This window comes from Caballeronia glebae (assembly GCF_001545035.1).
Taxonomy (GTDB): Bacteria; Pseudomonadota; Gammaproteobacteria; order Burkholderiales; family Burkholderiaceae; genus Caballeronia; species Caballeronia glebae.
In genome coordinates this window covers 71,840-98,098 of sequence record NZ_FCOJ02000006.1, presented here as the reverse complement: position 1 = coordinate 98,098, position 26,259 = coordinate 71,840, and the positions used below count along the sequence as shown (strand labels likewise).

The 26,259-nt window shown below is 63.6% G+C and carries 24 protein-coding genes and 3 tRNA genes; 8 read left to right on the top strand and 19 right to left on the bottom strand.

From position 1 onward, the window contains the following. The first annotated feature begins 68 nt into the window (after window positions 1-68). Window positions 69-143 (top strand) — tRNA-Val (locus AWB82_RS06125). 112 nt (window positions 144-255) lie between these two features. Here AWB82_RS06125 and AWB82_RS06120 read toward each other — a convergent pair. The 3 genes from AWB82_RS06120 to AWB82_RS06110 all read right to left on the bottom strand — a co-directional run bounded on the left by AWB82_RS06120 (window position 256) and on the right by AWB82_RS06110 (window position 2,930). Beyond that, the gene (locus AWB82_RS06120) at window positions 256-729 is read right to left on the bottom strand and encodes a DUF2214 family protein (RefSeq protein ID WP_200818053.1); all 474 of its coding nucleotides are present in this window, start codon (window positions 727-729) and stop codon (window positions 256-258) included. Window positions 730-813: 84 nt separating this feature from the next. Then, window positions 814-1,644: an AEC family transporter gene (locus AWB82_RS06115; protein WP_086966258.1), complete on the bottom strand. Its 831-nt coding sequence runs from the start codon at window positions 1,642-1,644 to the stop codon at window positions 814-816. A gap of 221 nt (window positions 1,645-1,865) precedes the next feature. Next, the gene (locus AWB82_RS06110; RefSeq protein ID WP_086966257.1) at window positions 1,866-2,930 is read right to left on the bottom strand and encodes a glycosyltransferase family 4 protein; all 1,065 of its coding nucleotides are present in this window, start codon (window positions 2,928-2,930) and stop codon (window positions 1,866-1,868) included. Between the two features lie 816 nt (window positions 2,931-3,746). On the opposite strand from AWB82_RS06110, the gene AWB82_RS06105 reads away from it, so the two are divergent. Continuing rightward, window positions 3,747-5,570: an ABC transporter ATP-binding protein gene (locus AWB82_RS06105; RefSeq protein WP_086966256.1), complete on the top strand. Its 1,824-nt coding sequence runs from the start codon at window positions 3,747-3,749 to the stop codon at window positions 5,568-5,570. A 49-nt stretch (window positions 5,571-5,619) separates the two neighbouring features. Here AWB82_RS06105 and otsA read toward each other — a convergent pair whose 3' ends face one another. Next, on the bottom strand, window positions 5,620-6,999 hold the full coding sequence (gene otsA / locus AWB82_RS06100; protein ID WP_086966255.1) for an alpha,alpha-trehalose-phosphate synthase (UDP-forming): 1,380 nt from the start codon (window positions 6,997-6,999) through the stop codon (window positions 5,620-5,622). Further along, window positions 6,996-7,748 carry a trehalose-phosphatase gene (gene otsB, locus AWB82_RS06095; protein ID WP_086966254.1) on the bottom strand — a complete coding sequence of 251 codons (753 nt, stop codon included), beginning with the start codon at window positions 7,746-7,748 and terminating at the stop codon, window positions 6,996-6,998. The genes otsA and otsB overlap by 4 nt, the downstream gene beginning before the upstream one ends. Window positions 7,749-8,010: 262 nt before the next feature. On the opposite strand from otsB, the gene AWB82_RS06090 reads away from it, so the two are divergent. Both AWB82_RS06090 and AWB82_RS06085 read left to right on the top strand, forming a co-directional pair. Then, on the top strand, window positions 8,011-8,634 hold the full coding sequence (locus tag AWB82_RS06090) for an SCO family protein (RefSeq protein WP_086966337.1): 624 nt from the start codon (window positions 8,011-8,013) through the stop codon (window positions 8,632-8,634). 2 nt (window positions 8,635-8,636) lie between these two features. Continuing rightward, entirely contained in the window at window positions 8,637-9,515 is an 879-nt protein-coding gene (locus tag AWB82_RS06085; protein ID WP_086966253.1) for a cytochrome c oxidase assembly protein, read from the top strand. On the opposite strand, the gene AWB82_RS06080 is transcribed toward AWB82_RS06085, so the two are convergent. The 5 genes from AWB82_RS06080 to uvrC all read right to left on the bottom strand — a co-directional run bounded on the left by AWB82_RS06080 (window position 9,510) and on the right by uvrC (window position 13,430). Next, window positions 9,510-10,004, bottom strand: a complete 495-nt coding sequence (locus AWB82_RS06080) for a GNAT family N-acetyltransferase (protein ID WP_086966252.1) — start codon at window positions 10,002-10,004, stop codon at window positions 9,510-9,512. The two genes, AWB82_RS06085 and AWB82_RS06080, sit on opposite strands and share 6 nt — an antisense overlap. Before the next feature lie 113 nt (window positions 10,005-10,117). Beyond that, window positions 10,118-10,191: transfer RNA gene (locus tag AWB82_RS06075), tRNA-Cys, on the bottom strand. A gap of 79 nt (window positions 10,192-10,270) precedes the next feature. Next, a tRNA-Gly gene (locus AWB82_RS06070) sits at window positions 10,271-10,346 on the bottom strand. A gap of 156 nt (window positions 10,347-10,502) precedes the next feature. Beyond that, window positions 10,503-11,099, bottom strand: a complete 597-nt coding sequence (gene pgsA / locus AWB82_RS06065) for a CDP-diacylglycerol--glycerol-3-phosphate 3-phosphatidyltransferase (RefSeq protein ID WP_086966251.1) — start codon at window positions 11,097-11,099, stop codon at window positions 10,503-10,505. A 108-nt stretch (window positions 11,100-11,207) separates the two neighbouring features. Beyond that, the gene (uvrC, locus tag AWB82_RS06060) at window positions 11,208-13,430 is read right to left on the bottom strand and encodes an excinuclease ABC subunit UvrC (protein ID WP_086966250.1); all 2,223 of its coding nucleotides are present in this window, start codon (window positions 13,428-13,430) and stop codon (window positions 11,208-11,210) included. Window positions 13,431-13,532: 102 nt separating this feature from the next. Between uvrC and earP the strand changes: the two genes are divergently transcribed. The 4 genes from earP (at window position 13,533) to AWB82_RS06040 (ending at window position 17,680) form a co-directional block, all read left to right on the top strand. Next, the gene (gene earP / locus AWB82_RS06055; protein WP_086966249.1) at window positions 13,533-14,690 is read left to right on the top strand and encodes an elongation factor P maturation arginine rhamnosyltransferase EarP; all 1,158 of its coding nucleotides are present in this window, start codon (window positions 13,533-13,535) and stop codon (window positions 14,688-14,690) included. Window positions 14,691-14,953: 263 nt separating this feature from the next. After that, complete coding sequence (gene efp, locus AWB82_RS06050; RefSeq protein ID WP_086966248.1) at window positions 14,954-15,511, top strand: elongation factor P; 558 nt, start codon at window positions 14,954-14,956, stop codon at window positions 15,509-15,511. Window positions 15,512-15,774: 263 nt separating this feature from the next. After that, the gene (locus AWB82_RS06045) at window positions 15,775-16,125 is read left to right on the top strand and encodes a BON domain-containing protein (protein ID WP_086966247.1); all 351 of its coding nucleotides are present in this window, start codon (window positions 15,775-15,777) and stop codon (window positions 16,123-16,125) included. A 157-nt stretch (window positions 16,126-16,282) separates the two neighbouring features. Next, entirely contained in the window at window positions 16,283-17,680 is a 1,398-nt protein-coding gene (locus tag AWB82_RS06040; RefSeq protein WP_086966246.1) for a sigma-54-dependent transcriptional regulator, read from the top strand. Between the two features lie 49 nt (window positions 17,681-17,729). Here the strand turns inward: AWB82_RS06040 and nagZ are convergent, their stop codons facing one another. The 9 genes from nagZ to AWB82_RS05995 form a co-directional block, all read right to left on the bottom strand. Continuing rightward, on the bottom strand, window positions 17,730-18,758 hold the full coding sequence (nagZ, locus tag AWB82_RS06035; protein ID WP_086966245.1) for a beta-N-acetylhexosaminidase: 1,029 nt from the start codon (window positions 18,756-18,758) through the stop codon (window positions 17,730-17,732). Window positions 18,759-18,795: 37 nt separating this feature from the next. Next, window positions 18,796-19,200: a holo-ACP synthase gene (gene acpS / locus AWB82_RS06030; protein WP_086966244.1), complete on the bottom strand. Its 405-nt coding sequence runs from the start codon at window positions 19,198-19,200 to the stop codon at window positions 18,796-18,798. An 11-nt stretch (window positions 19,201-19,211) separates the two neighbouring features. Next, the gene (pdxJ, locus tag AWB82_RS06025) at window positions 19,212-19,985 is read right to left on the bottom strand and encodes a pyridoxine 5'-phosphate synthase (RefSeq protein ID WP_086966243.1); all 774 of its coding nucleotides are present in this window, start codon (window positions 19,983-19,985) and stop codon (window positions 19,212-19,214) included. Then, window positions 19,982-20,866: a DNA repair protein RecO gene (recO, locus tag AWB82_RS06020; protein ID WP_086966242.1), complete on the bottom strand. Its 885-nt coding sequence runs from the start codon at window positions 20,864-20,866 to the stop codon at window positions 19,982-19,984. The genes pdxJ and recO overlap by 4 nt, the downstream gene beginning before the upstream one ends. A gap of 3 nt (window positions 20,867-20,869) precedes the next feature. After that, on the bottom strand, window positions 20,870-21,769 hold the full coding sequence (era, locus tag AWB82_RS06015; protein ID WP_086966336.1) for a GTPase Era: 900 nt from the start codon (window positions 21,767-21,769) through the stop codon (window positions 20,870-20,872). Between the two features lie 58 nt (window positions 21,770-21,827). Then, window positions 21,828-22,967 carry a ribonuclease III gene (gene rnc, locus AWB82_RS06010; RefSeq protein WP_086966241.1) on the bottom strand — a complete coding sequence of 380 codons (1,140 nt, stop codon included), beginning with the start codon at window positions 22,965-22,967 and terminating at the stop codon, window positions 21,828-21,830. Between the two features lie 164 nt (window positions 22,968-23,131). Continuing rightward, window positions 23,132-24,025 carry a signal peptidase I gene (gene lepB, locus AWB82_RS06005; protein WP_086966240.1) on the bottom strand — a complete coding sequence of 298 codons (894 nt, stop codon included), beginning with the start codon at window positions 24,023-24,025 and terminating at the stop codon, window positions 23,132-23,134. Between the two features lie 45 nt (window positions 24,026-24,070). Continuing rightward, window positions 24,071-25,861: a translation elongation factor 4 gene (gene lepA, locus AWB82_RS06000; protein ID WP_086966239.1), complete on the bottom strand. Its 1,791-nt coding sequence runs from the start codon at window positions 25,859-25,861 to the stop codon at window positions 24,071-24,073. Window positions 25,862-25,996: 135 nt separating this feature from the next. Then, on the bottom strand, window positions 25,997-26,257 hold the full coding sequence (locus tag AWB82_RS05995; protein ID WP_086966238.1) for a glutaredoxin family protein: 261 nt from the start codon (window positions 26,255-26,257) through the stop codon (window positions 25,997-25,999). Window positions 26,258-26,259 lie beyond the last annotated feature (2 nt).

Here is a 26,259-nt window from a genome sequence, read left to right as displayed (position 1 = left end):
TTTTTGCGATTTGCTTTAAGAAGCTCTTTACGAAACCCGAAACCCCTGACATAATCTCGTCTCTCTTCGGGTGGTTAGCTCAGCGGTAGAGCACTGCCTTCACACGGCAGGGGTCACTGGTTCGATCCCAGTACTACCCACCAGGATTCTGGTGTTGGTAAAGACAAGCACCGAAGATAAAAAGGCCCAGGTCTCACGACTTGGGCCTTTTTCATTTTTAGCCGGTCAAACGGGCGAATGGTCGACACGACGACCTTACGATGCCCACACGCCCCGGGCCATCCCGCTCGCGGCGATCACCATCACGATCACGAGTCCGGCTTCCAGATCGCTCAGCCAGGCGAAGCGCCGCGCCCGCGTGAGATCGATCGGCCCGCCCTGCGCAACGGCGATGCGCCAGCGGATCAGCGCGAGCATCGGCGAGACTTCGATAAGGAGAATCACGACGAGCGCCGTCATCTTCAGATGGAAAAGCGGCTCGTGCAGATAGTACGCGCCGCCCTTCTCCAGTCCGCCGAACGCGCGCGTCACGCCCGTGACGATCAGCACGATCGCGGTGACGCCCCACACCGAATCCGGGCGGAACACGTCACGCAGACGCAGTTCGTTCGCCTGAATGGACTCGGCGGGATCGAGCCGCCGCAATGCGCGGGCGCGCGCGAGCACCGAGCCGAGCGCGAAACCGAAAGCAAGAAGATGAAGCGCGGCCAGCAACCAACGTATCAACATCCTTTCCTCCCTTAAGAGACAGGAACGACGTGTACGGCAATGTCGGCTTGCAGAAACGAACGGCGACGAACGAAAGCGAACGGCTCACACCTGACGCAGCGATGCGTCGAGCGCCCGCGCCGCACTGCGATCGCCTTCGCTCGCGAGCGGCGCGCGGAACACGGTGGTGCGATTGTGCCCGGCGGCGGCCGGCGAGTCCCATAACAATTCGATTTTCGGCCGGCGCGCGAACAGGCCGCGCCGCACTTCGCCGCTCGCGCGGATGGACGGCGCGGCGGGCTCGGTGGCCGGCGTGAGCAGGGTCGTGGACGACGAGACATCCGGCGGCGGCGCCGGCCATTTCACCGACAACTCACGCGCATCGTACTGGCCGAGCTTGCGGCTTTCCGCCCACACGACGGCGGTACGCGTGACGGGATCGAGCGAGATCGCATAACGGCCGATCGCGAAGCGCCGCGCCGCGATATTCGTGCGCCAGAGCGCGCGCGGATGACAGATCCACATGACGATGGCATAGAGCGCCGGGCCGACGATGAGCCAGCCGTTGCTCTCGGCGAGCGCCTGCGTGAAGCGCCGCCATCCGGAACTCCAGACGAACGCGCCGACGGAAAACATCGCGAAGCCGAAAGCCAGCAGCGCGATGAAGCGTAATGCCTGCCGCAGCCATTGCGGCAGCGGATGCAGCGGCCGCTCCGTGCGCGCCTTCGCGCCCGGCAGCACGATCAGAAGAAAGATCAGGACGAGGTTCACGCACGCCCACGGCGAGGAAGTCATCGCGCGCAGCGAGGACAGATACCCCATTTGCGACATCGATAACGCCCAGCGCGCCGCGAGCACCAGCCCGATGGCGCGCAATGCGAACACGGTGCCCGCGCCCGGCGCCGGGCTCGCGCTGATTTGCTTGGGTCTCGCCAAAAGAAATACTCCTGTCCACGTGCGATGCATGCCGCTCCGCGCATCGCGAAGCCCGGTCATTATAGGGAGATTACGGATGTCGTCAGAGGTTTCACAAGCGTAGCGCGGTCTGTCGCGCGTAAGGCCTGCCCGAATGTGCTATTACGACAACGCCCCGCGTACCTTGAGGCACGCGGGGCGTTGTTTTGTAGCCGACGCCGCGCGAGGCGGCAAGACTTGGCTTAGCTCGCGTTGGCTTCGCGCAAAACCGTGCGGCGCTTCTGGCGCAGCAGTTCTTCATACACCTTGACGTAGTTCGCGGCCATGACCTTCGACGAGAAGCGTGCTTCGAACGCGGCGCGAACCTTCTTGCGCGACAGCGTGTCGAGGCGCTTCACGGCGGCGATCGCCGAGAGTTCGTCTTCGACGACGAAGCCCGAGACGCCGTTCTCGATCACTTCCGGCACCGAGCCGCGATTGAACGCGATCACCGGCGTGCCGCAAGCCATTGCTTCGATCATCACGAGGCCGAAGGGCTCCGGCCAGTCGATCGGGAACAGCAGCGCGTGGGCGTTGCCGAGGAACTCGGTCTTCTCGGCTTCGCTGATTTCACCGATGTACTCGACGTGCGGCAGCGCGAAGAGCGGCTTGATCTCTTCTTCGTAGTACGCGCGGTCGGCCTTGTCGAGCTTCGCCGCGATCTTGATCTTCATGCCCGCGGCCTGCGCGATGCGGATTGCGCGGTCGACACGCTTTTCCGGCGAGATGCGGCCGAGGAACGCGAGATAACCCGGCTCCACGTTCGGGATCGGCTTCAACAGGTTTTCCGGCAGACCGTGATACACCGTCGAGAGCCAGTGCGCCTGCGGCAGCGGCTGACGCTGGTTGTCCGAAATCGAGATGACCGGCACGTCGTTGAACGTGTTGAAGACCGGCTGAAGTTCGGGCAGATCGAGACGGCCGTGCATCGTCGTCAGGAACGGCACCGGCTGACGCGCGAACAGCGAGAACGGATAGTAGTCGATGTGGAAATGCAGCACGTCGAATTCGTCGGCGCGGCGGCAGACTTCTTCGAGCAGCAACATGTGCGGCGCCATCGTGTCGCGGATGGTCGGATCGAGGCGCAGCGCCTGCGGCCAGAAGGCTTCGAGCTTCGCGGACGTCTGCGAATCACCGCTCGCGAAGAGCGTGACATCGTGTCCAGCATCCACGAGTGCCTCGGTCAGATAAGACACCACGCGTTCCGTGCCGCCATACAGCTTCGGCGGAACAGCCTCGTGGAGGGGCGCGATTTGAGCGATTCGCATGTCGTGAAACTCCTAATGAAAAATCAGGCAAGTACTACGGTCATGTTGACGTTGGGAAGCGAATCGCTCGGCTCGGGCGAAGCTTTCCGCGGCGCGACGGCCGCGGCGCAAAGGCTGATGCTCGAGTGAAAAAGCGGGGTCGCTAATCACCGGGTTGGGTCGCGCAGGCGTTCAGATGAAGCAATTTCGGTTCCGCATCTCAAAATCGCCGCGCGCCAGCAATTAACGCGCGTCCGCTGCGGCGGTTGACGAGAACTTGCAAAAACCTGTCGATGGCCTAAGGGCAAACCCGGATCGAATTATGGGGCCCTTTACAGACCCGCGCGTGCAGTCATTTCAACTTATTTACCTTGTTACACGGGGGATACACTTTGCAAACCCCTGTTTATTAAGGTTGTTCTAAATTGGAGCACGGGCTTCGGCGATGCTCGGGCGGCGGTCCGCACTTCGAGCCACGGAACCCGCCGCTTCAGCTCTTTGCGGCGCCGGACCGCATGTCGGGCGCGACACGTGCTGTTCATTTGGCTGCCGCGGATCGGCGCGCACTCCGTCCGCGTGCGTGTCATCGCAAAAAGTCGTGCAATGTGCTTACAATGCGCGCCCATGCCGTCGGCCAGAATGCTTGCGACACCCAATTTTTTCCGTGGATGATGCTCGGACGGCCACATGCGCCGAACTTCATACGCCCGAATACGCGTTGCCGCAGCGCGATACTGGCTACAATTCAAGATGGAGACGGCGCAGCGTCGCCTCGCTTGACGTCAGTTCGCCCGAAGGCGCAACACACGCTCAACCGCTCTACGACCAAAAAGACCATTGGACCAACTCACCGTTTCCCAGCGTAACGCGCACAACGCGAAGCTTTCGAGCTACGCGCATCGGCCGCTCGCGTTCCTGATGCGCTACATCCGCCGTCACCCCGTCGCGCATTCGATCGTGCTTTTAAGCGTGTTCGCCGCAGTGGGCTGCGCCCTCGCCTCGCAGTACGCGATCAAACATCTGATCGATGTCCTCGGACAAGGCCGCGGACATCCCGGCCCGTTATGGGGCGCGTTCATGATCCTGGTCGGGCTGATCGCCGCCGACAACATGCTGTGGCGGGTCGGCGGCTGGGTCGGCGCGCACGTCTTCGTGATCGTCACCGGCGACTTGCGCCGCGATCTCTTCTCGTATTTGTCCGGCCACTCGCCGACGTACTTCTCCGAGAAACAGCCCGGCATGCTCGCGAGCCGGATCACGGCGACCTCGAACGCGATCTACACCTCCGAGAACGTAATGGCGTGGAACGTTCTGCCGCCGTGCATCGCGGTGGTGGGCGCCATCGTGATGATCGTCGCGGTCAATCCGCTGATGGCCGCCGGTCTCATGACCGCGTCGCTGGTCCTCGCGCTGATTCTCTATCGGCTCGCGAAACGCGGCTCGGCGCGGCATCACAGTTTCGCGTCGAAGGCGGCGTCGGTGGACGGCGAACTCGTCGACGTGATCGGCAACATGGCGCTCGTGCGTGCGTTCGGCATGACTTTCCGCGAGCAAAAGCGCTTCGGCTCGACCGTGAAGGCCGAAATGGTCGCGCGCCAGCAAAGTCTGCTGTACCTCGAAAAGCTGCGCCTGTTCCACGCGGTCGTCACGGCGATTCTCTCCGCCGGCCTGCTCGGTTGGGCGCTGTGGCTGTGGTCCCAAGGTCGCGCGACGTCGGGCGATATCGTGCTTGTCAGCTCGCTCGGCTTCACGATTCTCCACGGCACGCGCGACCTGGCCGTGGCGCTCGTCGATGTGACGCAGCACGTCGCGCGTCTCGCCGAAGCCGTGCAGACGCTGCTGGAGCCGCACGGCATGCCGGACCGCTCGGACGCGACCGAACTCGTGCCGCAGGGCGGCCGCGTCGATTTCGACGGCGTGACGTTCGCGTATCCGCGCCGCCGGGCGATTCTCGACAACTTCCATCTGCATATCGAGCCGGGTCAGCGCGTGGGGCTGATCGGCAAGTCGGGCGCGGGCAAGTCGACCGTGCTCGCGCTCCTGCAGCGCTTTTACGAGACGCAGAAGGGCAGCATCAAGATCGACGGCCAGGATATCGGCGCGATCACGCAGGACAGCCTGCGTCATGCGATCGCGCTCGTGCCGCAGGATATTTCGCTGTTTCACCGCACCGTGTTCGAGAACATCGCCTACGGCCGGCCGGAAGCGAGCCGCGAGGAAGTATTCGCCGCCGCGCGTGAGGCGCGCTGCACGGATTTCATCGAGGCGATGCCGGAAGGATTCGACACGATCGTCGGCGACCGCGGCGTGAAGTTGTCCGGCGGACAGCGCCAGCGCATCGCGATCGCGCGCGCGATTCTGAAAAACGCGCCGATTTTGCTGCTCGACGAAGCGACGTCGGCGCTCGACAGTGCTTCGGAAGAAGCGATTCAGCAGGCGCTCGACCGGCTGATGGTCGGCCGCACGGTGGTCGCGATCGCGCACCGTCTGTCGACGCTGCAGAACTTCGACCGCATCATCGTGATGAGCGCGGGCAAGGTGATCGACGACGGTTCGCCGCAGGAATTGCGCGATCGTCCGGGGCTGTATCGCGAATTGCTCGCGAAGCAGCACGGCAAGTTGCCGTCGATCGTCGCGACGCCGCACAAACAGCCGGCTTGAACGCTTGGCGCACTGGAAGGCCGCGTTCCCGAAAGGAACGCGGCCTTTTTCACGTCTTCAAGTCGCGTAGGAAGTTGTCGCGCCACACCGACACGTTGTTGTCGCGCATTTGCGCGTACATCTCGTCGTAGCGCGCCTTGCGTTCGGCGAGCGGCATTTTGAGCGCGGCGGCGAGCGCGTCGGCCATGCCGTCGATGTCGAGCGGATTGACGATAAGCGCCGCCGTCAGTTCGCGCGCCGCGCCCGCGAACTGCGAGAGCACGAGCACGCCCGGATCGTCCGGGTCCTGCGCCGACACATATTCCTTCGCGACGAGATTCATGCCATCGCGCAACGGCGTGACGAGCCCCACATGCGCCTCGCGGAACAGCGCCGCGAGCACCGGCCGCTCGTACTGGCGATGAATGTAGCGAATCGGCGTCCAGTCCAGCTCGGCATATCGGCCGTTGATGCGGCCCGATTCCGCTTCGAGTTGCAGACGAATGTCGCGATAGGCGTCGACATCCGAACGCGTCGGCGGCGCGATCTGGAGAAACGACACGTTGTTGCGTTGATGCGGATCGTGCTCGATCAGCCGCTCGAACGCGCGAAACCGCTCGACGAGACCTTTCGAATAATCCAGGCGATCGACGCTCATCACGAGCTTGCGATGATGCAGCGTCGACTTGACGATTTCGACGTCGCGCCCGCTTTCGCCATCCTTCGCGAGCGCGGCGATTTCATCCGGATAGACGCCGATCGGATACGCCGACGCGCGCAGCGTCTGGCCGAACGCGCGGATCTCGACCGGCTTCGCGCCATCGCGCTGCAACGCGCCGCCCGCTTCCGTTTCGATGTAATCGCAGAATGCGCGCAGATCCGGCTCCGTCTGAAATCCGAGCAAATCGAACGCGCACATTGCCTCGACCAGTTCGCGATGACGCGGCACGCTCAACAGAATCTGCGACGCCGGAAACGGAATGTGCAAAAAGAAGCCGATGCGATTGCCCACGCCCAGCGCGCGCAGCGCCTGCGCGAACGGAATCAGGTGATAGTCGTGCACCCAGATCACGTCGTCGGGCCTGAGCAGCGGCGCGAGTTGCGCCGCGAGCCAGCGATTCACGCGACAGTAGCCGTCATATTCGTGCCGGTCGAACTCGATCAGGTCCGGCCGATAATGAAACGCGGGCCAGAGCGTCGCGTTGGAAAAGCCGCGATAGTACTGGTCGTAATCGCGCCGCACGAGGCCGATGGTCGCGAAAGTCACCGGCCCGTGTTCTTCGAGCTTGATGCCTTCGGGAAGAGACGTGAGCACGTCCCCGCTCCAGCCGAACCACATGCCGCCGGTTTCCTTCAGCGCGTCGTACACGCCGACCGCGAGCCCGCCCGCGGCCGGTCCGCCTTCGGAAATCGGCGCGACGCGATTCGATACGATGATCAGCCGACTCACGCGTGCTTCCCCGCTGTGCCCGCGATCACCTGCAGCCAGTCGAGCAGCAGTTCGACCGATTCGATGCGCGCGCGCGCCACCGTATCGCCGGGGCCGATCTTGATCGAAAGGCCATCGAATTCGTTCACCACCGCAAAGCCTTTTTCGTCAGTGAGATCGTCGCCGATGAACACCGGCCTGCGTCCCGTGAACGGCGGCTCGCTCATGAACGCGCGCACCGCGCGGCCCTTGTCGACGTCCTTCGGCTTGATTTCGTAGACCATCTTGCCCGGCTGCAAAACATAGGCGTCGGCGTAGTCCGCGACGAGCTTTTGCGTTGCCGCGCGCGCGGCCGGTTCGCGGTCGGGCGCATTGCGAAAATGCAGCGCGAGCGCCGCGCCCTTGATTTCGAGCAGCATGCCCGAATTCGCGTTGACGACCTTTTCGAGCGCGTGCTCCATACGAAGCAGCCGCTCGTCGTTGAAGCCGATGCGCTGCACGTCGCCGTTCGAATCGCGCCGTTCCGCGCCGTGCAAGCCCGCAACGGGCAAATCGGCCATTTCCAGGAACGAGTCGATGTTGTCGATGCCACGGCCCGACACGACCGCGACCGCACCGTTGGTCGCGCGTCTCAACGCGGCGAGAATGTCGGGCACCGAGCGCGGCACGAAGATGCCGTCGGGCGTCGAGGCGAGCTCGACGAGCGTGCCGTCGAAATCGAAGAAAAAGGCGGTCTCGGCAAGAGACAGGGAATCGGGAAGAATTTGCATCGATCTTTGGCCTGTGGTTGCCTGTGATGTGGCGCGCGCCCGCTCCGGACGACGCAATGCGTGCGCATCTTACCGCGCGAAGGCTTTCGGCCCGGAAAGCTCCGAGCTTACAGCCTTGAGCGCACGCCCTTTCAGCGCGCTTGAATCATGCGGCAAATCGTCTCAAAAATAGTCCAATAGCGAGATGATGCGCTGGCGCCGAGCGAAAGGCGTGTATTTTGCGACGGAGTTCATATCGAATCATCCTGCAACGCCATTCCCGATGCACGCTTCATTCCCCGATTTTCCCGCACGGCACGCGCGACGCCTCGTCGCCGTTCTCGCTCTGTGCGCCCTCGCCGCCTGTTCGAGGCCCGCCGAGCCGTGGCATCTGACCGATGTATCGGGTCACTTGCCGGACCTCGATTTCTCGCTCGTCGACGATGGCGGCGCGCCCGTCACCGGACAGTCGTTCGCGGGAAAAACGACGCTCGTCTACTTCGGCTACACGCATTGCCCCGACGTCTGCCCCGAAACGATGGCGCGCCTCATGCAGGTGCTGCAGCGCGTCGGGCCTGACGCGGACGCAACGCGCATCGTGTTCGTCTCGGTCGATCCGGCGCGCGACACGCCCGCGCTCCTGCGATCCTACGTGCGCGCGTTCGACGACAAACACGCGGTCGGTCTCACAGGCACCGACCGCGCGATCGAGTCGGTCGCGCAGCGTTATCGCGTGGCGTATCAGATGGAAAAGCGCGACGCGGACGGCGCGTATGAAGTCACGCATAGCTCGGCCGTCTATATCTTCGATGCCGCCGGTCACGCCCGCCTGCTCGCGACCGATCACGATTCGATCGATGCCATCGCCGCCGATCTGAAGCGTGTGATCCACGCAAAGGACGCCTGACGATGGGCACGCTGCTCTACTGGCTCGATCCGTGGGAGCCGTCGCCGACGGTCGTGATCGCGGTGCTCGTCGCGGGGATTCTGTTCGCGCGCGGAGCGCGGCATGCGCGCGTGTCGATTTCGCGGCGCATCGCGTTCTGGTTCGGCCTCGTCGCGCTCTACGTCGCGCTGCACACGCGGCTCGATTACTTCTTCGAGCACGAATTCTTCATGCATCGCCTGCAGCATCTCGTGCTGCATCATCTCGGGCCGTTTTTGATCGCGCTGTCGCATCCGGGCGCGGCGCTGCGCGCGGGCGTTCCATTCGAATGGCGGCGGCGCTGGCTGCGGCCGGCCGCGCAGACCCGAATCGCGCGCGTTTTCTTCGATATCGTGTTCAATCCCGTAATCGCGGTCGCGCTGTTCGTCGGGCTGATCTACTTCTGGCTGCTTTCGCCGATCCACTTCAAGGCGATGCTCGATTACCGGCTTTATCGGGTGATGAACTGGAGCATGGTGATCGACGGTCTGCTTTTCTGGTGGCTGATTCTGGACCCGCGCCCCGCGCCGCCCGCGCGCCTCGCGCCCGGCAGACGGGTTCTCGTCGTGATCGCCGCGATACCGCCGCAGATTCTCCTCGGCGCGTACATTTTCTTCACGCCGCACGAGCTGTATCCGATCTATTCCATTTGCGGCCGCGCGTTCACGTGGATCACGCCGATGCGCGATCAGCAGATCGGCGGCCTCTTGCTATGGATTCCCGGATCGATGATGAGCGTGTTAGGCGCGCTGATCGCGCTGCGTCACTGGCTGCGGTTGTCGGCGCGCTCGCGACTGAGAAAGGAACGCGACGGACGCGGCGCGGGCGCGCCGGTTAGCGGCCCGAAGGCCACGACATCATGATTCGAAGCCGGGACGGCGCATCCATACGTGCGGTATGCCGTCTTCGTCATGCAGACCCGACGACGGCACGAAGCCGAACGCGCCGTAAAAACGCTGCAAATGCGCTTGCGCGTGCAGGCTGATCGGCTGATCGGGCCATTGCTTCAGAATGTGTTCGAGCGCGCGTTCGAGCATCGCGTTGCCGAGCTTGAGGCCGCGGAAGCGCGCGGTCGTCAGCACGCGGCCGATGCGCACGTCCTTCTCGCTCTCGTCCGGATGACCCGGCAACAGCACACGCAGATAGCCCGCGAGCGTGGGACGCTGCTCGCCTTCGCCATACGCAAGGAGATGCCACGCGTCGATATCGAGCCCGTCGATGTCTCCATACACGCAGTTCTGCTCGACGACGAACACGGCGCTGCGCGCCGCGAGCATGTCGTAGACCTCGGTCGTCGTCAGGTCATCGAAACGCTTCCAGCGCCATTCGAGTTGGGTGGTTGAGTCGGTCATTGGAGTTGGTGTGGCGGAAGTCTTGCAATTATGCCGTGCCGCGGCGGGACGCAGAATCGGCTGGCTTTCGGCGCTCCAAAAGAAAAAGCCCTGACGGATCAGGGCTTTTCAAGTGGAGGCGCGGACCGGAGTCGAACCGGTCTAAACGGCTTTGCAGGCCGCTGCATAACCGCTTTGCTACCGCGCCACAAGCGGATTTGGTGCAAACCGGACATTAAACCGGCTGAGCCACCAAACAAAAAGGGAAGCTTGGCTTCCCCTTTGACTGGAGCGGGAGACGAGGCTCGAACTCGCGACCTCAACCTTGGCAAGGTTGCGCTCTACCAACTGAGCTACTCCCGCATTTTTGCTGCCTTCTTTCGCTTTTGCTTCGCTTGCTGCGTCGCGCCGTGCGTCAGAGAAACGAGATTATGTAGAAGCTAAAGAAGGCTGTCAATAGTTTTGTGAGAGGAATTTTTCGGTTCGATGCGAGTTTTCGCAATGAGCCGGTCGATCACCTCAAAGCATGCCGCCGCGCTCGCGAATTTGCGGCCACGCGAGCTTCATGTAATAGAACATCGACCAGACGGTGAGGAACGCGGCGACATAGATGAGCCACAAGCCCCACACGCGTGTGTCGATCAGCCAGGGCGTGCCGGCGATCTTCAGCGGCCCGTAGAAGAGCAGCATCGGGATCGCGACCATCTGGCACACGGTCTTGAACTTGCCGAGCTGATTCACCGCGACGCTCTTCGATGCGCCGATCTGCGCCATCCACTCGCGCAGCGCCGAAATGGTGATCTCGCGTCCGACGATGATGAGCGCGATCACCGCGTTCAGCCGCGACAACTGCACGAGCACGAGCAGCGCGGCCGTGACCATGAGCTTGTCGGCGACCGGATCGAGGAACGCGCCGAACGACGATGTCTGATTGAGTTTGCGCGCGAGAAAGCCGTCGAACCAATCGGTGAGTGCGGCGAGCACGAAGATGACCATGCCGAGCAGGTTGCGATGCTCCGGGCTCATCATCATGTCCGGCAGATAGAACACGCCCACAACGAGCGGAATCAGCACGATTCGCAGCCACGTCAGGAAGATCGGTAGATTGAACGGCATGTGCGAAAACGGTTGAGGGACATGTAAGGAAGCCGCCATTGTGCCGCGTCGCCCCCGCGCTCACAAGGCGGCCTACCGGTGCGGCAGCCCTCGCGGCGGCTTTGCGGCTCAATGCAACTGACGATAGATCTGCTGCGCGAGCGCGAGCGAAATGCCTTCGACGCTCGCCAGGTCCTCGACGCTCGCCGCCTGCACCCCGCGCAACCCGCCAAAGCGCGACAAGAGCCGCTGACGGCGTTTCGCGCCGACGCCTTCCAGCTCCTCCAGCCGCGAAGTCTGCCGGGCCTTCGCCCGCTTCGCGCGCATCCCGGTGATCGCGAAGCGGTGCGCCTCGTCGCGAATCTGCGCGACGAGCATCAGCGCCGCGCTTTCCTTGCCGAGTTCGAGCGCCGCGCGGCCGTCGGCGAACACCAGCGTTTCGAGTCCCACCTTGCGCCCTTCCCCTTTCGCGACACCCACCAGCATGCCGTGATCCAGTCCGAGTTCGGAGAATACCTGCCGCGCGATCTCGACCTGTCCCTTGCCGCCGTCGATCAGCACGATGTTCGGCAGCGTGCCGCCCGCCGCGACCGGTTCGGCGGCATCGGGCGTGACGTTGGGATCGGCTGCGGCGTCGGGTTGCAGCGTCGCGGCTTCGTCGTTCGCGTTGGCGGCCGCCTGCGCGACCATCTTCTCGTAGCGGCGCGTGAGCACCTGGCGCATCGCAGCGTAGTCGTCGCCGGGCGTGATGCCGGTGATGTTGTATCGCCGGTACTCGCCCGACTGCATCTTGTGATGGTGATACACGACGCACGACGCCTGCGTCGCCTCGCCCATCGTGTGACTGACGTCGAAGCACTCGATGCGCAGTTGCGCGAGATCGTCCATCTCCATGGAGAGCGTATCCGCGAGCGAGCGCGTGCGCGCCTGCTGCGAGCCTTGCTCCGACAAGAGACGCGCGAGCGCGAGCTTGGCGTTGTTTTCGGCCATCGAGAGCCACGCGCGCTTCTGGCCTTGCGGCTGACGCAGCAGCGTGACCTTGTGGCCCGCCTGCTCGATCAGCAGATCGACGAGTTCACGGCTCGACGGCGCGTGACTCACGACCAGCACCGGCGGAACGCGATTGCCGATGTAATGCTGCGCCATGAAGGCTTCCAGCACTTCGGATTCGAGCGCGCCTTCGCGGGCTTCGGGTTCGGCTTCGGGTTCGACTTCCGTTTCCGTCTCGACTGGCGCGGGAGCGGCGCTCGCTTCCACGGGCGTTTCATCTGCGGCTTCGGCGCGCGTCTCGGCGAGAGCGGTGACATCGGCCACATCGGCGACATCGGCGACATCGGCGACATCGGCCACATCGGCCACATCGGCCACATCGGCCGCATCGGCCACATCGGCCACATCGGGCAGATCGGCCACATCGGCCACATCGGCCACATCGGGCAGATCGTCTTCATCGTCGAGCGCGATCGCGCTTTCGACGTGCGCCGGAAAATACGCCTTGTCGCCCAAATGACGGCCGCCGCGCACCATCGCGAGATTCACGCACACCTTGCCGCCGAGCGCGACGACCGCGAGGATATCGACGTCGCTCTCGCCGCCCACTTCGATCGCCTGCTGATGCAGCACGGTCGAGAGCGAACTCATCTGATTGCGCACCGCCGCCGCCTGCTCGAATTTCAGGTCGGCGGCGAACGCGTGCATCTTCTGCTCCAGCTCCTTCATCACTTCGCCCTGACGTCCGAGCAGAAAGCGCGACGCGTTCGACACGTCGCGCGCGTAGTCCTCCTCGCCGATCAAACCGGTGCACGGCGCCGTGCAGCGGCCGATCTGATGCAGCAGGCACGGCCGCGTGCGGTTGTTGAACACCGAATCCTCGCAGGTGCGCAACTGGAACACGCGCTGCAGGATCTGGATGCTCTCGCGCACCGCCCACGCGCTCGGAAACGGACCGAAGTACTGATTCTTCTTGTCGACCGCGCCGCGGTAATACGCCATGCGCGGAAATTTGTGGCCGGTGAGCTTGAGGAACGGATACGACTTGTCGTCGCGAAAAAGAATGTTGTAGCGCGGCGTGAGCGCCTTGATCAGATTGTTTTCGAGCAGCAGCGCTTCAGCTTCCGAGCGCGTGACGGTCGTCTCGATCTTGCGAATGCGCGTGACCATCATCGCGATGCGCGGCGAATGCAGCGTCTTCGTGAAGTAGCTCGACACGCGTTTTTTCAGATTGCGCGCTTTGCCGACGTAGAGCACGTTGCCGTCGCCGTCGTAATAGCGGTACACGCCAGGCATATGCGGCAATTGCGAAAGCGTCTTCTTCGGGTCGAAATCCGGTTGGGGGGCGTCGGTGTCAGTCATGCAGCAAGGGGACGGGAAAGCATCGGCGCGGGTGCGAGCCGCGCCGCTAGCGTTGTCTTAGAATCGCCAGTTTAGAACATTACGCCGCGCGCCTTCGTCCTTATGACTACGCTTCCCGCCGATCCGGAACTCGCCTGCGACATCTTCTGCGCGGTGGTCGACAATTTCGGCGACATCGGCGTGTGCTGGCGCCTCGCGCGGCAGTTGCGCGCGGAACACGGCTGGCGCGTGCGTCTTTTCGTCGACGATCTGAAGGTATTTCATGCGCTCTGCCCCGAGGTCGACGCGACGCTGCCGCGTCAGGACGCGATGGACATCACGATCGAACACTGGCGCGAGCCTGCGCATGCGGGCGACACGCTCGCCATCGCCGATGTCGTGATCGAGGCGTTCGCGTGCGAGTTGCCGCATGCGTACATCGCCGCGATGGCGCGCCGCGACCCGAAGCCCGTGTGGATCAATCTCGAATATCTGAGCGGCGAAGATTGGGTCGCGGATTTCCACATGCGGCCGTCGCCGCACCCGCGCTATCCGCTCGACAAGAGTTTTTTCTTTCCCGGGTTCGGCCGCGGCACGGGCGGCGTGCTGAAGGAGCGCGATCTCGATGCGCGCCGCGAGCGCTTCGATGCGAACGCGTGGTGGCGCGAGCGCGTCGGCATCGAGCGGCCGGGCGGCGAGCATACGGTCGTGTCGCTCTTCGCGTACGAGAATCCGGCCGTCGACGCCCTCCTCACGCAATGGCGCGACGGCGATGCGCCCGTGGTGCTGCTCGTGCCCGAAGGCCGCATCTCAGGCGCGCTCGCACGCTTTTTCGGCGTGCCGAAGTTCACGGCCGGAACGACGGCGTGCGCGGGCGCGCTGCAGGCGCACGCGCTCGGCTTCGTCGAGCAATCGCGTTTCGACGAATTGCTCTGGGCCGCCGACATCAACTTCGTGCGCGGCGAAGATTCCTTCGTGCGCGCGCAATGGGCTATGAAGCCGTTCGTCTGGCACATCTATCCGCAAGCCGACGCCGCCCATCTGCCGAAGCTCGACGCCGCGCTCGCGCATTACACGCGCACGCTCGATCCGTCCACGCGGGAGGCGCTCGCGCGCTTCTGGCACGCTTGGAACGGCGCGGGCGTGCCGGACTGGGCGGAGCTCCGGGCGCATCGGCGCGACCTGGAGCGCCGCGCCGTGAAATGGGCGAAGGAACTCGCGGGCGTCGGCGATCTGGCCGGGAATCTCGTTGCGCACGCCGCCTCGCGAATGACCAGATGAATATCGCGCGCCGCCGCGTTTCGGGCGCGCCAATCGACTGGCCAAATAAGCAAAAACTCAGTTAAAATAAGCGGTTATCCGAGGAAGCAGCGGCAAAGCCAAGTCGAATTCTTTCAGCTTTGCGCCGCGCAGGTCAGTTAGAGGCAGATCCCTCGTTAGCCCGAACTCTCGCACGGCGGCGGTATAAAAACCGAGACACCGCCGCCGTCCGATCGATTCATTCCAGGCATTCAAGCCATATACATTCGTACAGGACCAGTTTTATGAAGACCGCACAAGAACTCCGCGTCGGCAACGTCGTCATGATCGGCAGCGATGCCATGGTCGTGCAACGCGCCGAGTACAACAAGTCGGGCCGCAACTCCGCGGTCGTGAAGATGAAGTTCAAGAACCTGCTGACCGCGGCCGGCATGGAAACCGTCTACAAGGCAGACGACAAGTTCGATGTCGTCGTGCTCGATCGCAAGGAAGTGACCTACTCGTACTTCGCCGACCCGATGTACGTTTTCATGGACGCCGACTACAACCAGTTCGAAGTCGAAGCCGAAATGATGGGCGACGCGCTCAACTATCTCGAAGACGGCATGACGTGCGAAGTCGTGTTCTACAACGAGAAGGCCATCTCGGTCGAACTGCCGACCACGCTGGTTCGCGAAATCATTTACACGGAACCGGCCGTCAAGGGCGACACGTCGTCGGGCAAGGTGCTGAAGACCGCCAAGCTGAACACCGGTTTCGAACTGCAAGTGCCGCTCTTCTGCAACATCGGCGACAAGATCGAAATCGATACCCGCACGAACGAGTATCGCAGCCGCGCGTAAGCCTTACGCCCCTGCTTCGTAAGCTGGGCGGCCGGTGTAACGCATCGTCTGTTCGGTTCAAAAAAGCGCCCATCGCGGGCGCTTTTTCTTTTGCATGAATTTTTTGACAACTTCAGGCAAACTTTACCGGTCGCACCCCGATTAGGCCCAGTACCGATTCACTCAGGAATTCGCGTCCGGCTGGCGCGAACTGCGTCCATCGGAAAATTTAACTGCCTGGCACGGTTTCTGCTCGGTCCAAAGATCAAGATTTCCAAGCCGACATGCAAAGCACGCCTTTCATCCGGAGCCGGTTTTTGATCGTCGCGGCGCTCGCGTTGCCTGCCTTCGCTTTCATCGCCGGTTGCAAGTCGAGCCCGGCGACATCGGCGAACACGGGCACGGGAGGCGAAATCGCAACCGACGACGCCGCGCTGGCCGCCCGGGTGAAAGCCGCGCTTTCCGCCGATCCGGGACTGAAGCCGTTGCCGGTGAGCGTCGCGACCTATCGCGGCGTCGTGCAGTTGTCGGGATATGTGGATTCGGAGGTGCAGATCCAGAAAGCGCTCGCCGTGGCGCGCGGTGTGCCGGGCGTGCAGTCGGTCAGCAACGAACTGCACCTGAGACCGCACTGACGCGCTTGCAGCTAAAGATGACGAACGAGTAACGCAGGACAAAAACCGCAGCGGGTCACGCGCCGGACGCCGGAACGAGGCGCCGTTTCCCGCCCACGACACGCCGGTCCCACGCGGAGACGGCGCATTACAGTCCACTTTGATACGTTGGTCCGCCATGCCACACGCACTGATTGTCGAAGACGATCCCAATAGCCTCTCCGGTCTGTCCGCGATTCTCACGGCAGACGGCTTTTCCGTCGATACCGCGACGACGCTCGCCGAGGCGCGCTCCGCCCTCACCCGCTTCATTCCCGACGTCGTGCTGATCGACCTGAATCTGCCGGACGGCAGCGGTCTCGACTTGCTGCCGAGCCTGCCTTCGCAACCGCCCGACGGCGCGCTGCCGGTTATCGTGATGACCGGCAATGCGACGGTCGAGAGCGCCATCGAGGGCTTGCGGCACGGCATCTGGGACTATCTGCTGAAGCCGGTGAACATTCCGCGGCTGCGCAGCCTCCTCGCGCGCATTCCGCGGCCGTACGAACTGACGGAAGAAGTCCAGTCGCTGCGTTCGACGCTGCGCGACCTCGGCCACTTCGGCGACATGATCGGGCGCAGCGCAGCGATGCAGCACGTCTACGATCTGATCGAACACACCGCGCCGACCGAAGCGGCCGTGCTGATCTGCGGCGATCCCGGCACGGGCAAGAAGATCGCGGCGCGCACGATTCATCAATTGAGCCGCCGTCGCAAAGGCCCGTTCGTCACGTTCGATTGCTCCGCGAGCCGCAACGCCCCCGACGGCACGCCGCGCTCGATGGAAAGCATTCTCTTCGGCCACGAACGTAACGCGTTCGCGGGCGCGGAGAACCGCGAGCCGGGTCTGCTCGAACAGGCGGGCGGCGGCACGCTGTTCCTCGACCAGATCGATTCGCTGCCCGCCGCGCAGCAGGAAGCGCTGTTGCGCGCGCTCGACTCGCAGACCTTCATGCGCGTGGGCGGCAGCAATCGCATCATGACGGACTTCCGCCTGATCGCCGCGTCCCGCACGCCGGTGCGCGAAGCCGTGGCGAGCGGCGCGATGCGCGAAGACCTGTTCCAGCGCCTGTCGGCGTCGTCGATCATGCTGCCGTCGCTGCGCGATCGAGACGACGACATCGCGCTGATCGCGGAGACGCTCGTCGATGAACTGAACCGCGAGAATCACATCGCCGGAATCACGAGCGGATCGCCGAAGCGCATCAGTCCCGCGTTCATCCGCGAGTGCATTGCGAACGAATGGCCGGGCAACGTGCGCGAGATGCGCGAGCGCGTGCGGCGCGCCTATCACGCTTCGGGCGAGACCATCGAAACCCTGCGCGTCGATGAGCCGGGCGGCCTCGGCGGACGCGGTCTCAACGGCAGCAGCGTGCAGGTGACGGTCGGCACCGCGCTCGCGGACGTCGAGGACATGCTGATCCGCGCGACGCTCGAAGCGGTCGGCGGCACGCGTCACCGTGCGGCGACGCTGCTCGGCATCAGCCCGAAGACGCTCTACAACAAGCTGCAGCGAATGAAGCTGGAATCGTCGTGATTCCGTCTGTTTCAAGAAAAAGCGCCACGGAATCCGTGGCGCTTTTCGTTTAGCCGAGCATCTCTTTGACGAGCGCGCGCGCCGCCTGATATTCGGGCTGCGCCTGCAGCTTGCTCCAGCGCAACGCCTTGCCGCGCGGACGCATCCGCTTCAGCCGATCTTCCGACGCCTTCGGCGGCGTATAGCGCAGTTGCTCCAGCACCTTGCCCGCCTCTTGCGGCTGATTGCAGATCAGCACCATGTCGCAGCCCGCGCTCAAGGCGGCCGTCGCGGCTTCGGTAAGCGTGCCGCCGGCGCGGGCGGCTTCCATCGACAGATCGTCGCTGAAAATCGCACCGTTGAAGCCGAGCTTGCCGCGCAGGATGTCCTGCAGCCAGATGCGCGAGAAGCCGGCGGGTTTGTCGTCGACTTGCGTGTAGATCACGTGCGCGGGAATCACCGATGCCAGCGACATGCCGAGCCAGTCGTACGGACGCACGTCGGCGGCGAGGATTTCGTCGAGCGTGCGATCGTCGGTCGGCAGCGCGACGTGCGAATCGGCTGCGGCGAAACCGTGACCCGGAAAATGCTTGCCGCAATTCGCCATGCCCGCGAGCGCGAGGCCGTGATTCAGGCTCTTCGCGAGCATCGTCACGACGCGCGGATCGCCGTGCAGCGCACGGTCGCCGATCACCTTCGACTGCCCGTAGTTCAGATCGAGCACCGGCGTGAAACTCATGTCGATGCCGCACGCGCGCAACTCCGACGCGAGCACGTAGCCGAACGCGGTCGCCGCCTTCGTCGCGGCGAGCACGTCCTTGTCCCACAATTCGCCCAGTTTGCCCGGCGCGGGCAGCACGGTGAAGCCGTCGGTGCGAAAGCGCTGCACGCGGCCGCCTTCGTGATCGACGGCGATCAGGATGTCATCGCGCACCGCGCGGATCGCGTCCGTCAGCGCGACGAGTTGCGCTCGGTCCTGGAAATGCCGCGCGAAAAGAATAATGCCGCCCGTCATGGGATGCGTGAGGCGCTCGATATCCGCGTCGTTCAGCGTGGTGCCGGCGACGTCGAGCATGACGGGGCCGGGAGTGCGTTTCATCGGATTCAATTGGCTTTTAGTCTTGGTTGGATTGAATTCAGGCGTGGTCGGGCACTTCCGCGATCACGAACGACACCGCGTAATCGCGCTCGTCGCTGACCGTGATCTTCGCGGTAATGCCGCGTTGTTCGAGCCATTGCGCGAGCTCACCGGATGCCGCGACCATCGGTTTGCCGCTCGGCTCGTTGAGCGTTTGCAGCGCGCGCCAGGTCATCGGCCAGCGCATGCCGAGGCCGATCGCCTTCGAGAACGCTTCCTTGGCCGAGAAGCGCGTCGCGAGAAACGCGAGACCGCGCACTTCGGAACGCGCGTTGCGCGCGTGGTAAATACGCAGTTCGTCGGGCCCGAGCACCTTTTCGGCGAAGCGGCCCTTGGTGCGCGTCATCACCGCCGCGACGCGGCTCACTTGCACGACGTCCGTGCCGATTCCGTAGATCGCCATGACGTGCCCGCTCAGCGCGCGTTGGCCGACGCGAGGCGCGACGCGACCATGATCGCCTTCATCTCGCGCACGGCGTTGTCCCAGCCGGCGAAGATCGAATGCGCGACGATCGCGTGTCCGATGTTCAGCTCGACGATGCCCGGCAGCGCGGCGATCGCCTGCACGTTGGTGTAGTGCAGACCGTGGCCCGCGTTCACCTTGAGCCCGAGCACGTTGCCGAAATCGACGCTCGCCGCGACGCGCTCGAATTCGCGCCGCTGCCCGGCTTCTTCGTGCGCTTCGGCATAACGGCCCGTGTGCAGTTCGATGACGGGCGCGCCCGCTTCTTTCGCGGCGCGAATCTGCGTCTCGTCCGGATCGATGAAAAGCGACACGCGCGCGCCCGCATCGGCGAGTTGCTTGCAGGCCGCCTTGACTTCCTCGAACTGGCCCGCGACATCGAGGCCGCCTTCGGTCGTCACTTCCTGACGCTTCTCCGGCACGAGGCAGACATCGTGCGGCCTGATTTCGCACGCGATATCGAGCATCTCGCGCGTCACCGCGCATTCGAGATTCATGCGCGTTTTGAGGAGCGGCCGCAGCGAGCGCACATCGGCATCGACGATATGACGGCGATCTTCGCGCAGATGCAGCGTGATGGCGTCGGCGCCCGCTTCCTCGGCGGCGAGCGCCGCGCGGATCGGATCGGGATAGGACGTGCCGCGCGCGTTGCGCAACGTGGCGACGTGATCGATATTCACGCCCAGATCGATCACATTCGCGGGCGACGAGAGAAAGAAGCTCATAGTTTTTGCAGGTCGATCAATATCTGACGGGTGGCGAGCGGCGTGCCGCCCAGGTAATGATTCAGCAGAAAGCGCATCAGCGTCTTGCCCTGCGCGGCGGTCTGCGGGTTCGTGTAGTCGTCGCGCTCCATGTCGATGAGCGTCTGCCCCGAAATCACCGGCCATTGCGGGGGAAGATCGTCCGACACTTCGCGCACGCCGCGATCGGGATCGAAGACATAGCGGCTATCGGCCACGACCGGCTGGCGCGTGACGGTGCGCATGAGGTTCATCGCGTAGCCGGTTTCGCGCAGAAGCACGCATTCGAACGAACGCAGAACTTGCGCGGCGGGCTCGTCGTGCGCGAGGCGCGAGAGCGTCAGCACGTAATGGTTGAAGAGCGCCGGATGCGCGTCCTCGCGAGCGCAGAACTTCACGAGCAGTTCGTTGACGTAGAAGCCGCACAGCAAAGCGTCGCCGGCCAGAGGCAACATGCCGCCGACCCATTCGGCGGTCGTCAGCGTGCGGACTTCGCCTTTTCCGGTCCACGAAAGACCGAGCGGCTGAAATGTCTGCAAGACGCCGCGCAACGCGGAATGCGGACGCTTCGCGCCCTTCGCGACGAGCGCGACGCGCCCATGCTCGCGCGAAAACACGTCGATGATCAGACTCGTCTCGCGATACGGATAGCTATGCAGCACGAATCCCGGCTGCTCGGCGACGCGAAAGTCGGAACGCGGCTTTCTCGGCGCGGCGGGTGCGACGGGTGCCTCGGACGTCGGCGCCGCACGACGCCGCTTCGGCGCGGCGCGCGCGGCCGGGCGCTCGTCCGCGTCGAAGTCGTCGTCGGGACGATCATCGGCGGGCGGAATCATCCGGGCGTCGTTCGGACCGTCGTCCATGCATCACTCGTAGCCGTATGCGCGCAGACCGGCCTCGTTGTCGGCCCAGCCGCTCTTCACCTTGACGAAAGTTTCCAGATAGACGGGACCGTCGAAGAGCTTTTCCATGTCGAGCCGCGCGTCGGTGCTGATCTGCTTCAGCTTCGCGCCCTTCTGCCCGATGATCATCGCCTTGTGGCCGTCGCGATCGACGAGAATCGTCGCGAACACGCGGCGCAGACGCCCTTCCGTCTCGAACTTTTCGATGAGCACCGTGCTCGTGTACGGCAGCTCGTCGCCGGTCCAGCGGAAGACTTTTTCACGCAGGATTTCGGCGGCGAGAAAGCGCTCGCTGCGATCGGTCAGATCGTCCTCGCCGTAGATCGGCTCGCCTTCCGGCAGATACGGCTTCACGACAGACAAAAGCCGCTTGATGTCGTCGACATTCTTGGCGGACAGCGGCACGATCTCGCGGAAATTGTGCAAGCCCGACATCTGCTGCATGAAGGGAAAGAGCGAAGCCTTGTCGCCGACGCGATCGAGCTTGTTGGCGATCAACAAGGTGGGCGTGCCGGCCGGGATCAGGTTGAGCACTTTCTGGTCGTCGGGACCGAAGCGGCCCGCTTCGATCACGAAAAGAATCGCGTCGACGGAGGTCAGCGTCGACGTCACCGCGCGGTTCAGCGAGCGATTGAGCGCGGTGCTGTGGCGCGTCTGAAAACCGGGCGTGTCGACGAAGATGTACTGCGCGTCGTCGAAGGTGTTGATGCCGGTGATGCGGTGGCGCGTCGTCTGCGCCTTGCGCGAGGTGATGCTCACCTTCTGGCCGACGAGTGCGTTCATCAGCGTCGACTTGCCGACATTGGGACGGCCGACGATCGCGACCATGCCGCAGCGGAAACCGGAAGAAGTAGGAGCGTTCATAGATGTGTGCGGCAAGAAATCGTTGGGGCGCGTGGGCGCGATGTGCGTGGCTGGCGCGTCAGTGTCCGGCGTCGGCGGCGCGCGCGACGCGGCCCGCCGGCGCATCCGGGGCGGCGCTGTTGCGTGTCTTTGCTTCGTCGTCGCGCTCGTCGCGTTCGTCGCGTTCGTCGTGTCCGTCGGACGGCGCGGGCTCGCCGGCAGTCGCGCTTCGTTCGGACGACTGCGCCGAGTCGCTCTTCGCCGATTTCTCCGGCTTGTGGATGACAGCGCGTTCGGGCTTGTCAGCGGTTGCATAGGCACCCGCCGACGGCTCGACGTGCGTCGCGCGAATGACCGCGAGCGGTGCGGTGGCCGGGCGTTCCTGCGATGCCTGTTGCGTGCCGTGCGGTCCAGGATGACGCTCGCGACGGTCGGGCGAACGCAGATCGAGCGCCGCCTGAATGCCGGTGACGCCGGGCACCACTTCGAGCTCGACCTGCTTCGCCGCGCGCGCGCCCTTGCGCTTCGGTTTCATGCCGAGCGTCGGCGCGGCGGTAATCACTTCGTCGAGCGCCTTTTTTGCCGCGGCCTGCTCGGCCGCGCGACGGCTCGCGCCGGAACCCGACACCTTCACATCGAGCTTGGGCACCGCGCATTCGACTTCGAACTGCTGATTGTGCGCAGCGCCGTGCGTCGCGACGACCGTATAGTTCGGCAGCGCGATCTTGTGGCCCTGAAGATATTCCTGCAGGAGCGTCTTCGCATCCTTGCCGATGGTGCGCGGATCGATGTGGTCCAGCACCGGCGTGTAGAGCTGCTTGATGACCGTGTACGCGGCGTCGAAACCGCCGTCGAGGAAGATGGCGCCGAAGATGGCTTCGAGCGTGTCGGCTAGAATCGACGGACGGCGGAAACCGCCGCTGCGCAATTCGCCCTCGCCGAGCCGCAAGCCTTCGGACACATTCAAGGCCTGCGCGATTTCATAAAGCGACTGCTGTTTGACCAGATTCGCGCGCACGCGCGACAAGTCGCCTTCGTCGAGTTTGCTGAATCGCTGGAACAAAAGCGCCGCCACCACGCAATTTAGAACGGAATCGCCGAGAAATTCGAGCCGTTCATTGTGCGTGGCGCTGTGACTGCGGTGGGTCATCGCCTGGCGCAGTAATTCCGCATTGCGAAATTCGTACCGCAGCCGGCTTTCCAACGGAGAAGATGGCATGGAGAGAGTATAACGCGGGCGCGCGGGCGGACGATTGCGCCGGTCCACGCCGGAAAACGCGTGGCGAGACGGTGTTAGCCGCGCTTCTTCACGCCGTTTCGGAGCTTGTTTTAATCGTTCGTCACGCCGGCGGTCTTATCAGGACGCGCCGGCGTCGTGTGTGTTCAATGGAACGAACCGACGCGCTTCAGATTGCTGAAGTTCATCCAGATGAAGAACGCGCGCCCGACGATATTCTTGTCAGGCACGAAGCCCCAGTAGCGGCTGTCCGCGCTGTTGTCGCGGTTGTCGCCCATCATGAAGTAGTTGCCCGGCGGCACCTTGCACGTGACGCCTTGAGCGTTGTAGTTGCAGTTGTCGCGGAACGGGAAATCGTCCGCGCCGACCACGAACGGCGGCACCTGCGGGTTGTTCAGGATCGCGTTCTTGCGGCCGTCGAGGTCTTCCTCGAACTGCTTCGCGTAACCGATGCGCTCGTCGTCGAAATAGTCGGGCAACGACGTCTCCGGCACCGGCTTGCCGTTGATCGTGAGCTTTTTGTCTTCGTACGCGACGGTGTCGCCCGGCAGACCGATCACGCGCTTGATGTAGTCGACCGATTCGTCCTTCGGATAGCGGAACACGACGACATCGCCGCGCTTGAGCGGGCTGCCGTTGGTCATCTTCGTGTTCGTGATCGGCAGACGCAGGCCGTACTCGTACTTGTTCACGAGGATGAAGTCGCCGACGAGCAGCGTCGGAACCATCGACCCCGACGGAATCTTGAACGGCTCGATAATGAACGAGCGCACCACGAACACCGCGAGGATCACCGGGAAGAAGCTCGCCGTGTATTCGAGCCACCACGGCTGACGCAGCTTGTCGTCGTGCAGGCGCGCGCGCGTCTGCGCAGCGTTCTCGTCGGCGAAGCGCTCACCGACGCGCTCCTGCTGGCGGTCGAAATCGGCCACCGCGGCTTCGGCGGCGCGGCGCCGCTGCGGCAGGAACACCAGTTTGTCGAGCACCCATGCAATACCCGTCAATACGACGAGAATCAAAAGAATCAATGCGAAATTCATCAATCGCTTCCGGTTGTTATCGTTGTTTGCTTCGCGGCGCCCGCATCAGTCGTCGACGCGCAGAATCGCCAGGAAAGCCTCTTGCGGGATTTCGACCGAGCCGACCTGCTTCATGCGCTTCTTGCCGGCCTTCTGCTTTTCGAGCAGCTTCTTCTTGCGCGAGATGTCGCCGCCGTAGCACTTCGCAAGCACGTTCTTGCGCAGCGCCTTGATGTTCTCGCGCGCGATGATGTTCGAGCCGATGGTCGCCTGAATCGCCACGTCGTACATCTGGCGCGGAATCAGCTCGCGCATCTTCGACGCCACTTCGCGGCCGCGATGCTGGCTCTGCGAACGGTGCACGATGACCGACAGCGCATCGACCTTGTCGCCGTTGATGAGCATATCGACCTTGACCACGTCGGCCGCGCGATACTCCTTGAACTCGTAGTCCATCGACGCATAGCCGCGCGACGTCGACTTCAGACGGTCGAAGAAGTCGAGCACGATTTCCGCCATCGGGATTTCGTAGGTCAACTGCACCTGACGCCCGTGATACTGCATGTTGATCTGCGTGCCGCGCTTGGCCGTGCACAGCGTGATGACCGAGCCGACATATTCCTGCGGCATGTACAGGTTCACGGTGACGATCGGCTCGCGCACTTCCTCGATCTTCGGCGGCTCCGGCATCTTCGCCGGGTTCTCGACGGAAATGGTGGTGCCGTCGCGCTGCACGACCTGGTAGATCACCGTCGGCGCAGTGGTGATGAGGTCCATGTCGAACTCGCGTTCGAGCCGCTCCTGCACGATTTCCATATGCAACAGGCCGAGGAAACCGCAGCGGAAACCGAAGCCGAGCGCCTGCGACACTTCCGGCTCGTATTGCAGCGAGGCGTCGTTGAGCTTCAGCTTTTCGAGCGATTCGCGCAGCGCGTCGTACTGGTTCGCCTCGACCGGATAGAGACCCGCGAAAACCTGCGGCTTCACTTCCTTGAAGCCCGGCAGCGGCGCTTCGGCGGGGCGGTTCGAGAGCGTGACGGTATCGCCCACTTTCGCGGCCGTCAGTTCCTTGATGCCCGCGATCACGAAGCCCACCTGCCCCGCCGACAACTGCGAGAGATCCGTCGACTTCGGCGCGAACACGCCGACGTGCTCGACCGGGTATTGCGCGCCGGTCGCCATCATCTTGATCTTGTCTTTCGGCTTCACCGTGCCATTGACGATGCGTACCAGCATCACGACGCCGACGTAGTTGTCGAACCACGAATCGATGATGAGCGCCTGCAACGGTGCTTCCGTATCGCCCTTCGGCGGCGGCACTTTCGCGATCAGCGATTCGAGCACGTCCTCGACGCCCAGACCGGTTTTGGCGCTGCAATGCACGGCGTCGGTCGCGTCGATGCCAATCACGTCCTCGATTTCCTCGATCGCGTTTTCGGGATTCGCGGCGGGCAGGTCGATCTTGTTGAGCACCGGCACGACTTCGACGCCGAGTTCGATGGCCGTGTAGCAGTTCGCGACCGTCTGCGCCTCGACGCCTTGCGACGCGTCGACGACGAGCAGCGCGCCTTCGCAGGCGGAGAGCGAGCGGCTGACTTCGTAGGAGAAGTCGACGTGTCCCGGGGTATCGATCAGGTTCAGGTTGTAGACACGGCCGTCGCGCGCCTTGTAGGTCAGCGCCGCGGTTTGCGCCTTGATCGTGATGCCGCGTTCGCGCTCGAGGTCCATCGAATCGAGCACCTGCGCTTCCATCTCACGGTCGGACAGGCCGCCACACAACTGGATGATGCGGTCAGCGAGCGTCGACTTGCCGTGGTCGATGTGCGCGATGATCGAGAAGTTACGAATATGATCCATTCAGTGCCGATCGAGCCAAAAAAAGCGAAAAAGGCGCGCCCTCACCAACGCGGAGCACGCCTTGAAAATTAGGGGAAAACCTCAGCATTTTAGCCGAAATCGGGGGTGCCCCGGCGGATTTCGCCTTCGCCGCCTTCACGGCCGGCGCGCACCGAGCGCCGCGTGCACGGCGCGGGCGTCGAGCCGGTACTGGCACAACTCGACGCCATCGAGCGTGAGCACGGGCACGCGCTCGTCGTAGCGCGCTTCCAGCAAAGGATCTTCGTCGATGTCGATCCATTCGACGCCCAGGCCGTGTCGCGCGGCGATCGGCTCCAGTTCGGCTCGCATGTCCCCGCAAAGATGACACCAGGCGCGCCCGTACAGGACGAATGGCGCGCCCGAAACGGAAGTCATGC

Bases quoted from the DNA above. Each gene is read 5' to 3' on its own strand.
- AWB82_RS06120 (WP_200818053.1), bottom strand. From the start codon at position 729: ATGTTGATACGTTGGTTGCTGGCCGCGCTTCATCTTCTTGCTTTCGGT.
- rnc (WP_086966241.1), bottom strand. From the start codon at position 22,967: ATGCCATCTTCTCCGTTGGAAAGCCGGCTGCGGTACGAATTTCGCAAT.
- AWB82_RS06090 (WP_086966337.1), top strand. From the start codon at position 8,011: ATGCACGCTTCATTCCCCGATTTTCCCGCACGGCACGCGCGACGCCTC.
- nagZ (WP_086966245.1), bottom strand. From the start codon at position 18,758: ATGAAACGCACTCCCGGCCCCGTCATGCTCGACGTCGCCGGCACCACG.
- AWB82_RS06110 (WP_086966257.1), bottom strand. From the start codon at position 2,930: ATGCGAATCGCTCAAATCGCGCCCCTCCACGAGGCTGTTCCGCCGAAG.
- AWB82_RS06085 (WP_086966253.1), top strand. From the start codon at position 8,637: ATGGGCACGCTGCTCTACTGGCTCGATCCGTGGGAGCCGTCGCCGACG.
- AWB82_RS06040 (WP_086966246.1), top strand. From the start codon at position 16,283: ATGCCACACGCACTGATTGTCGAAGACGATCCCAATAGCCTCTCCGGT.
- era (WP_086966336.1), bottom strand. From the start codon at position 21,769: ATGAACGCTCCTACTTCTTCCGGTTTCCGCTGCGGCATGGTCGCGATC.
- earP (WP_086966249.1), top strand. From the start codon at position 13,533: ATGACTACGCTTCCCGCCGATCCGGAACTCGCCTGCGACATCTTCTGC.
- AWB82_RS06045 (WP_086966247.1), top strand. From the start codon at position 15,775: ATGCAAAGCACGCCTTTCATCCGGAGCCGGTTTTTGATCGTCGCGGCG.
- pdxJ (WP_086966243.1), bottom strand. From the start codon at position 19,985: ATGAGCTTCTTTCTCTCGTCGCCCGCGAATGTGATCGATCTGGGCGTG.
- acpS (WP_086966244.1), bottom strand. From the start codon at position 19,200: ATGGCGATCTACGGAATCGGCACGGACGTCGTGCAAGTGAGCCGCGTC.
- otsB (WP_086966254.1), bottom strand. From the start codon at position 7,748: ATGCAAATTCTTCCCGATTCCCTGTCTCTTGCCGAGACCGCCTTTTTC.
- efp (WP_086966248.1), top strand. From the start codon at position 14,954: ATGAAGACCGCACAAGAACTCCGCGTCGGCAACGTCGTCATGATCGGC.
- lepA (WP_086966239.1), bottom strand. From the start codon at position 25,861: ATGGATCATATTCGTAACTTCTCGATCATCGCGCACATCGACCACGGC.
- AWB82_RS05995 (WP_086966238.1), bottom strand. From the start codon at position 26,257: ATGACTTCCGTTTCGGGCGCGCCATTCGTCCTGTACGGGCGCGCCTGG.
- pgsA (WP_086966251.1), bottom strand. From the start codon at position 11,099: ATGCCGTTCAATCTACCGATCTTCCTGACGTGGCTGCGAATCGTGCTG.
- lepB (WP_086966240.1), bottom strand. From the start codon at position 24,025: ATGAATTTCGCATTGATTCTTTTGATTCTCGTCGTATTGACGGGTATT.
- uvrC (WP_086966250.1), bottom strand. From the start codon at position 13,430: ATGACTGACACCGACGCCCCCCAACCGGATTTCGACCCGAAGAAGACG.
- AWB82_RS06080 (WP_086966252.1), bottom strand. From the start codon at position 10,004: ATGACCGACTCAACCACCCAACTCGAATGGCGCTGGAAGCGTTTCGAT.
- recO (WP_086966242.1), bottom strand. From the start codon at position 20,866: ATGGACGACGGTCCGAACGACGCCCGGATGATTCCGCCCGCCGATGAT.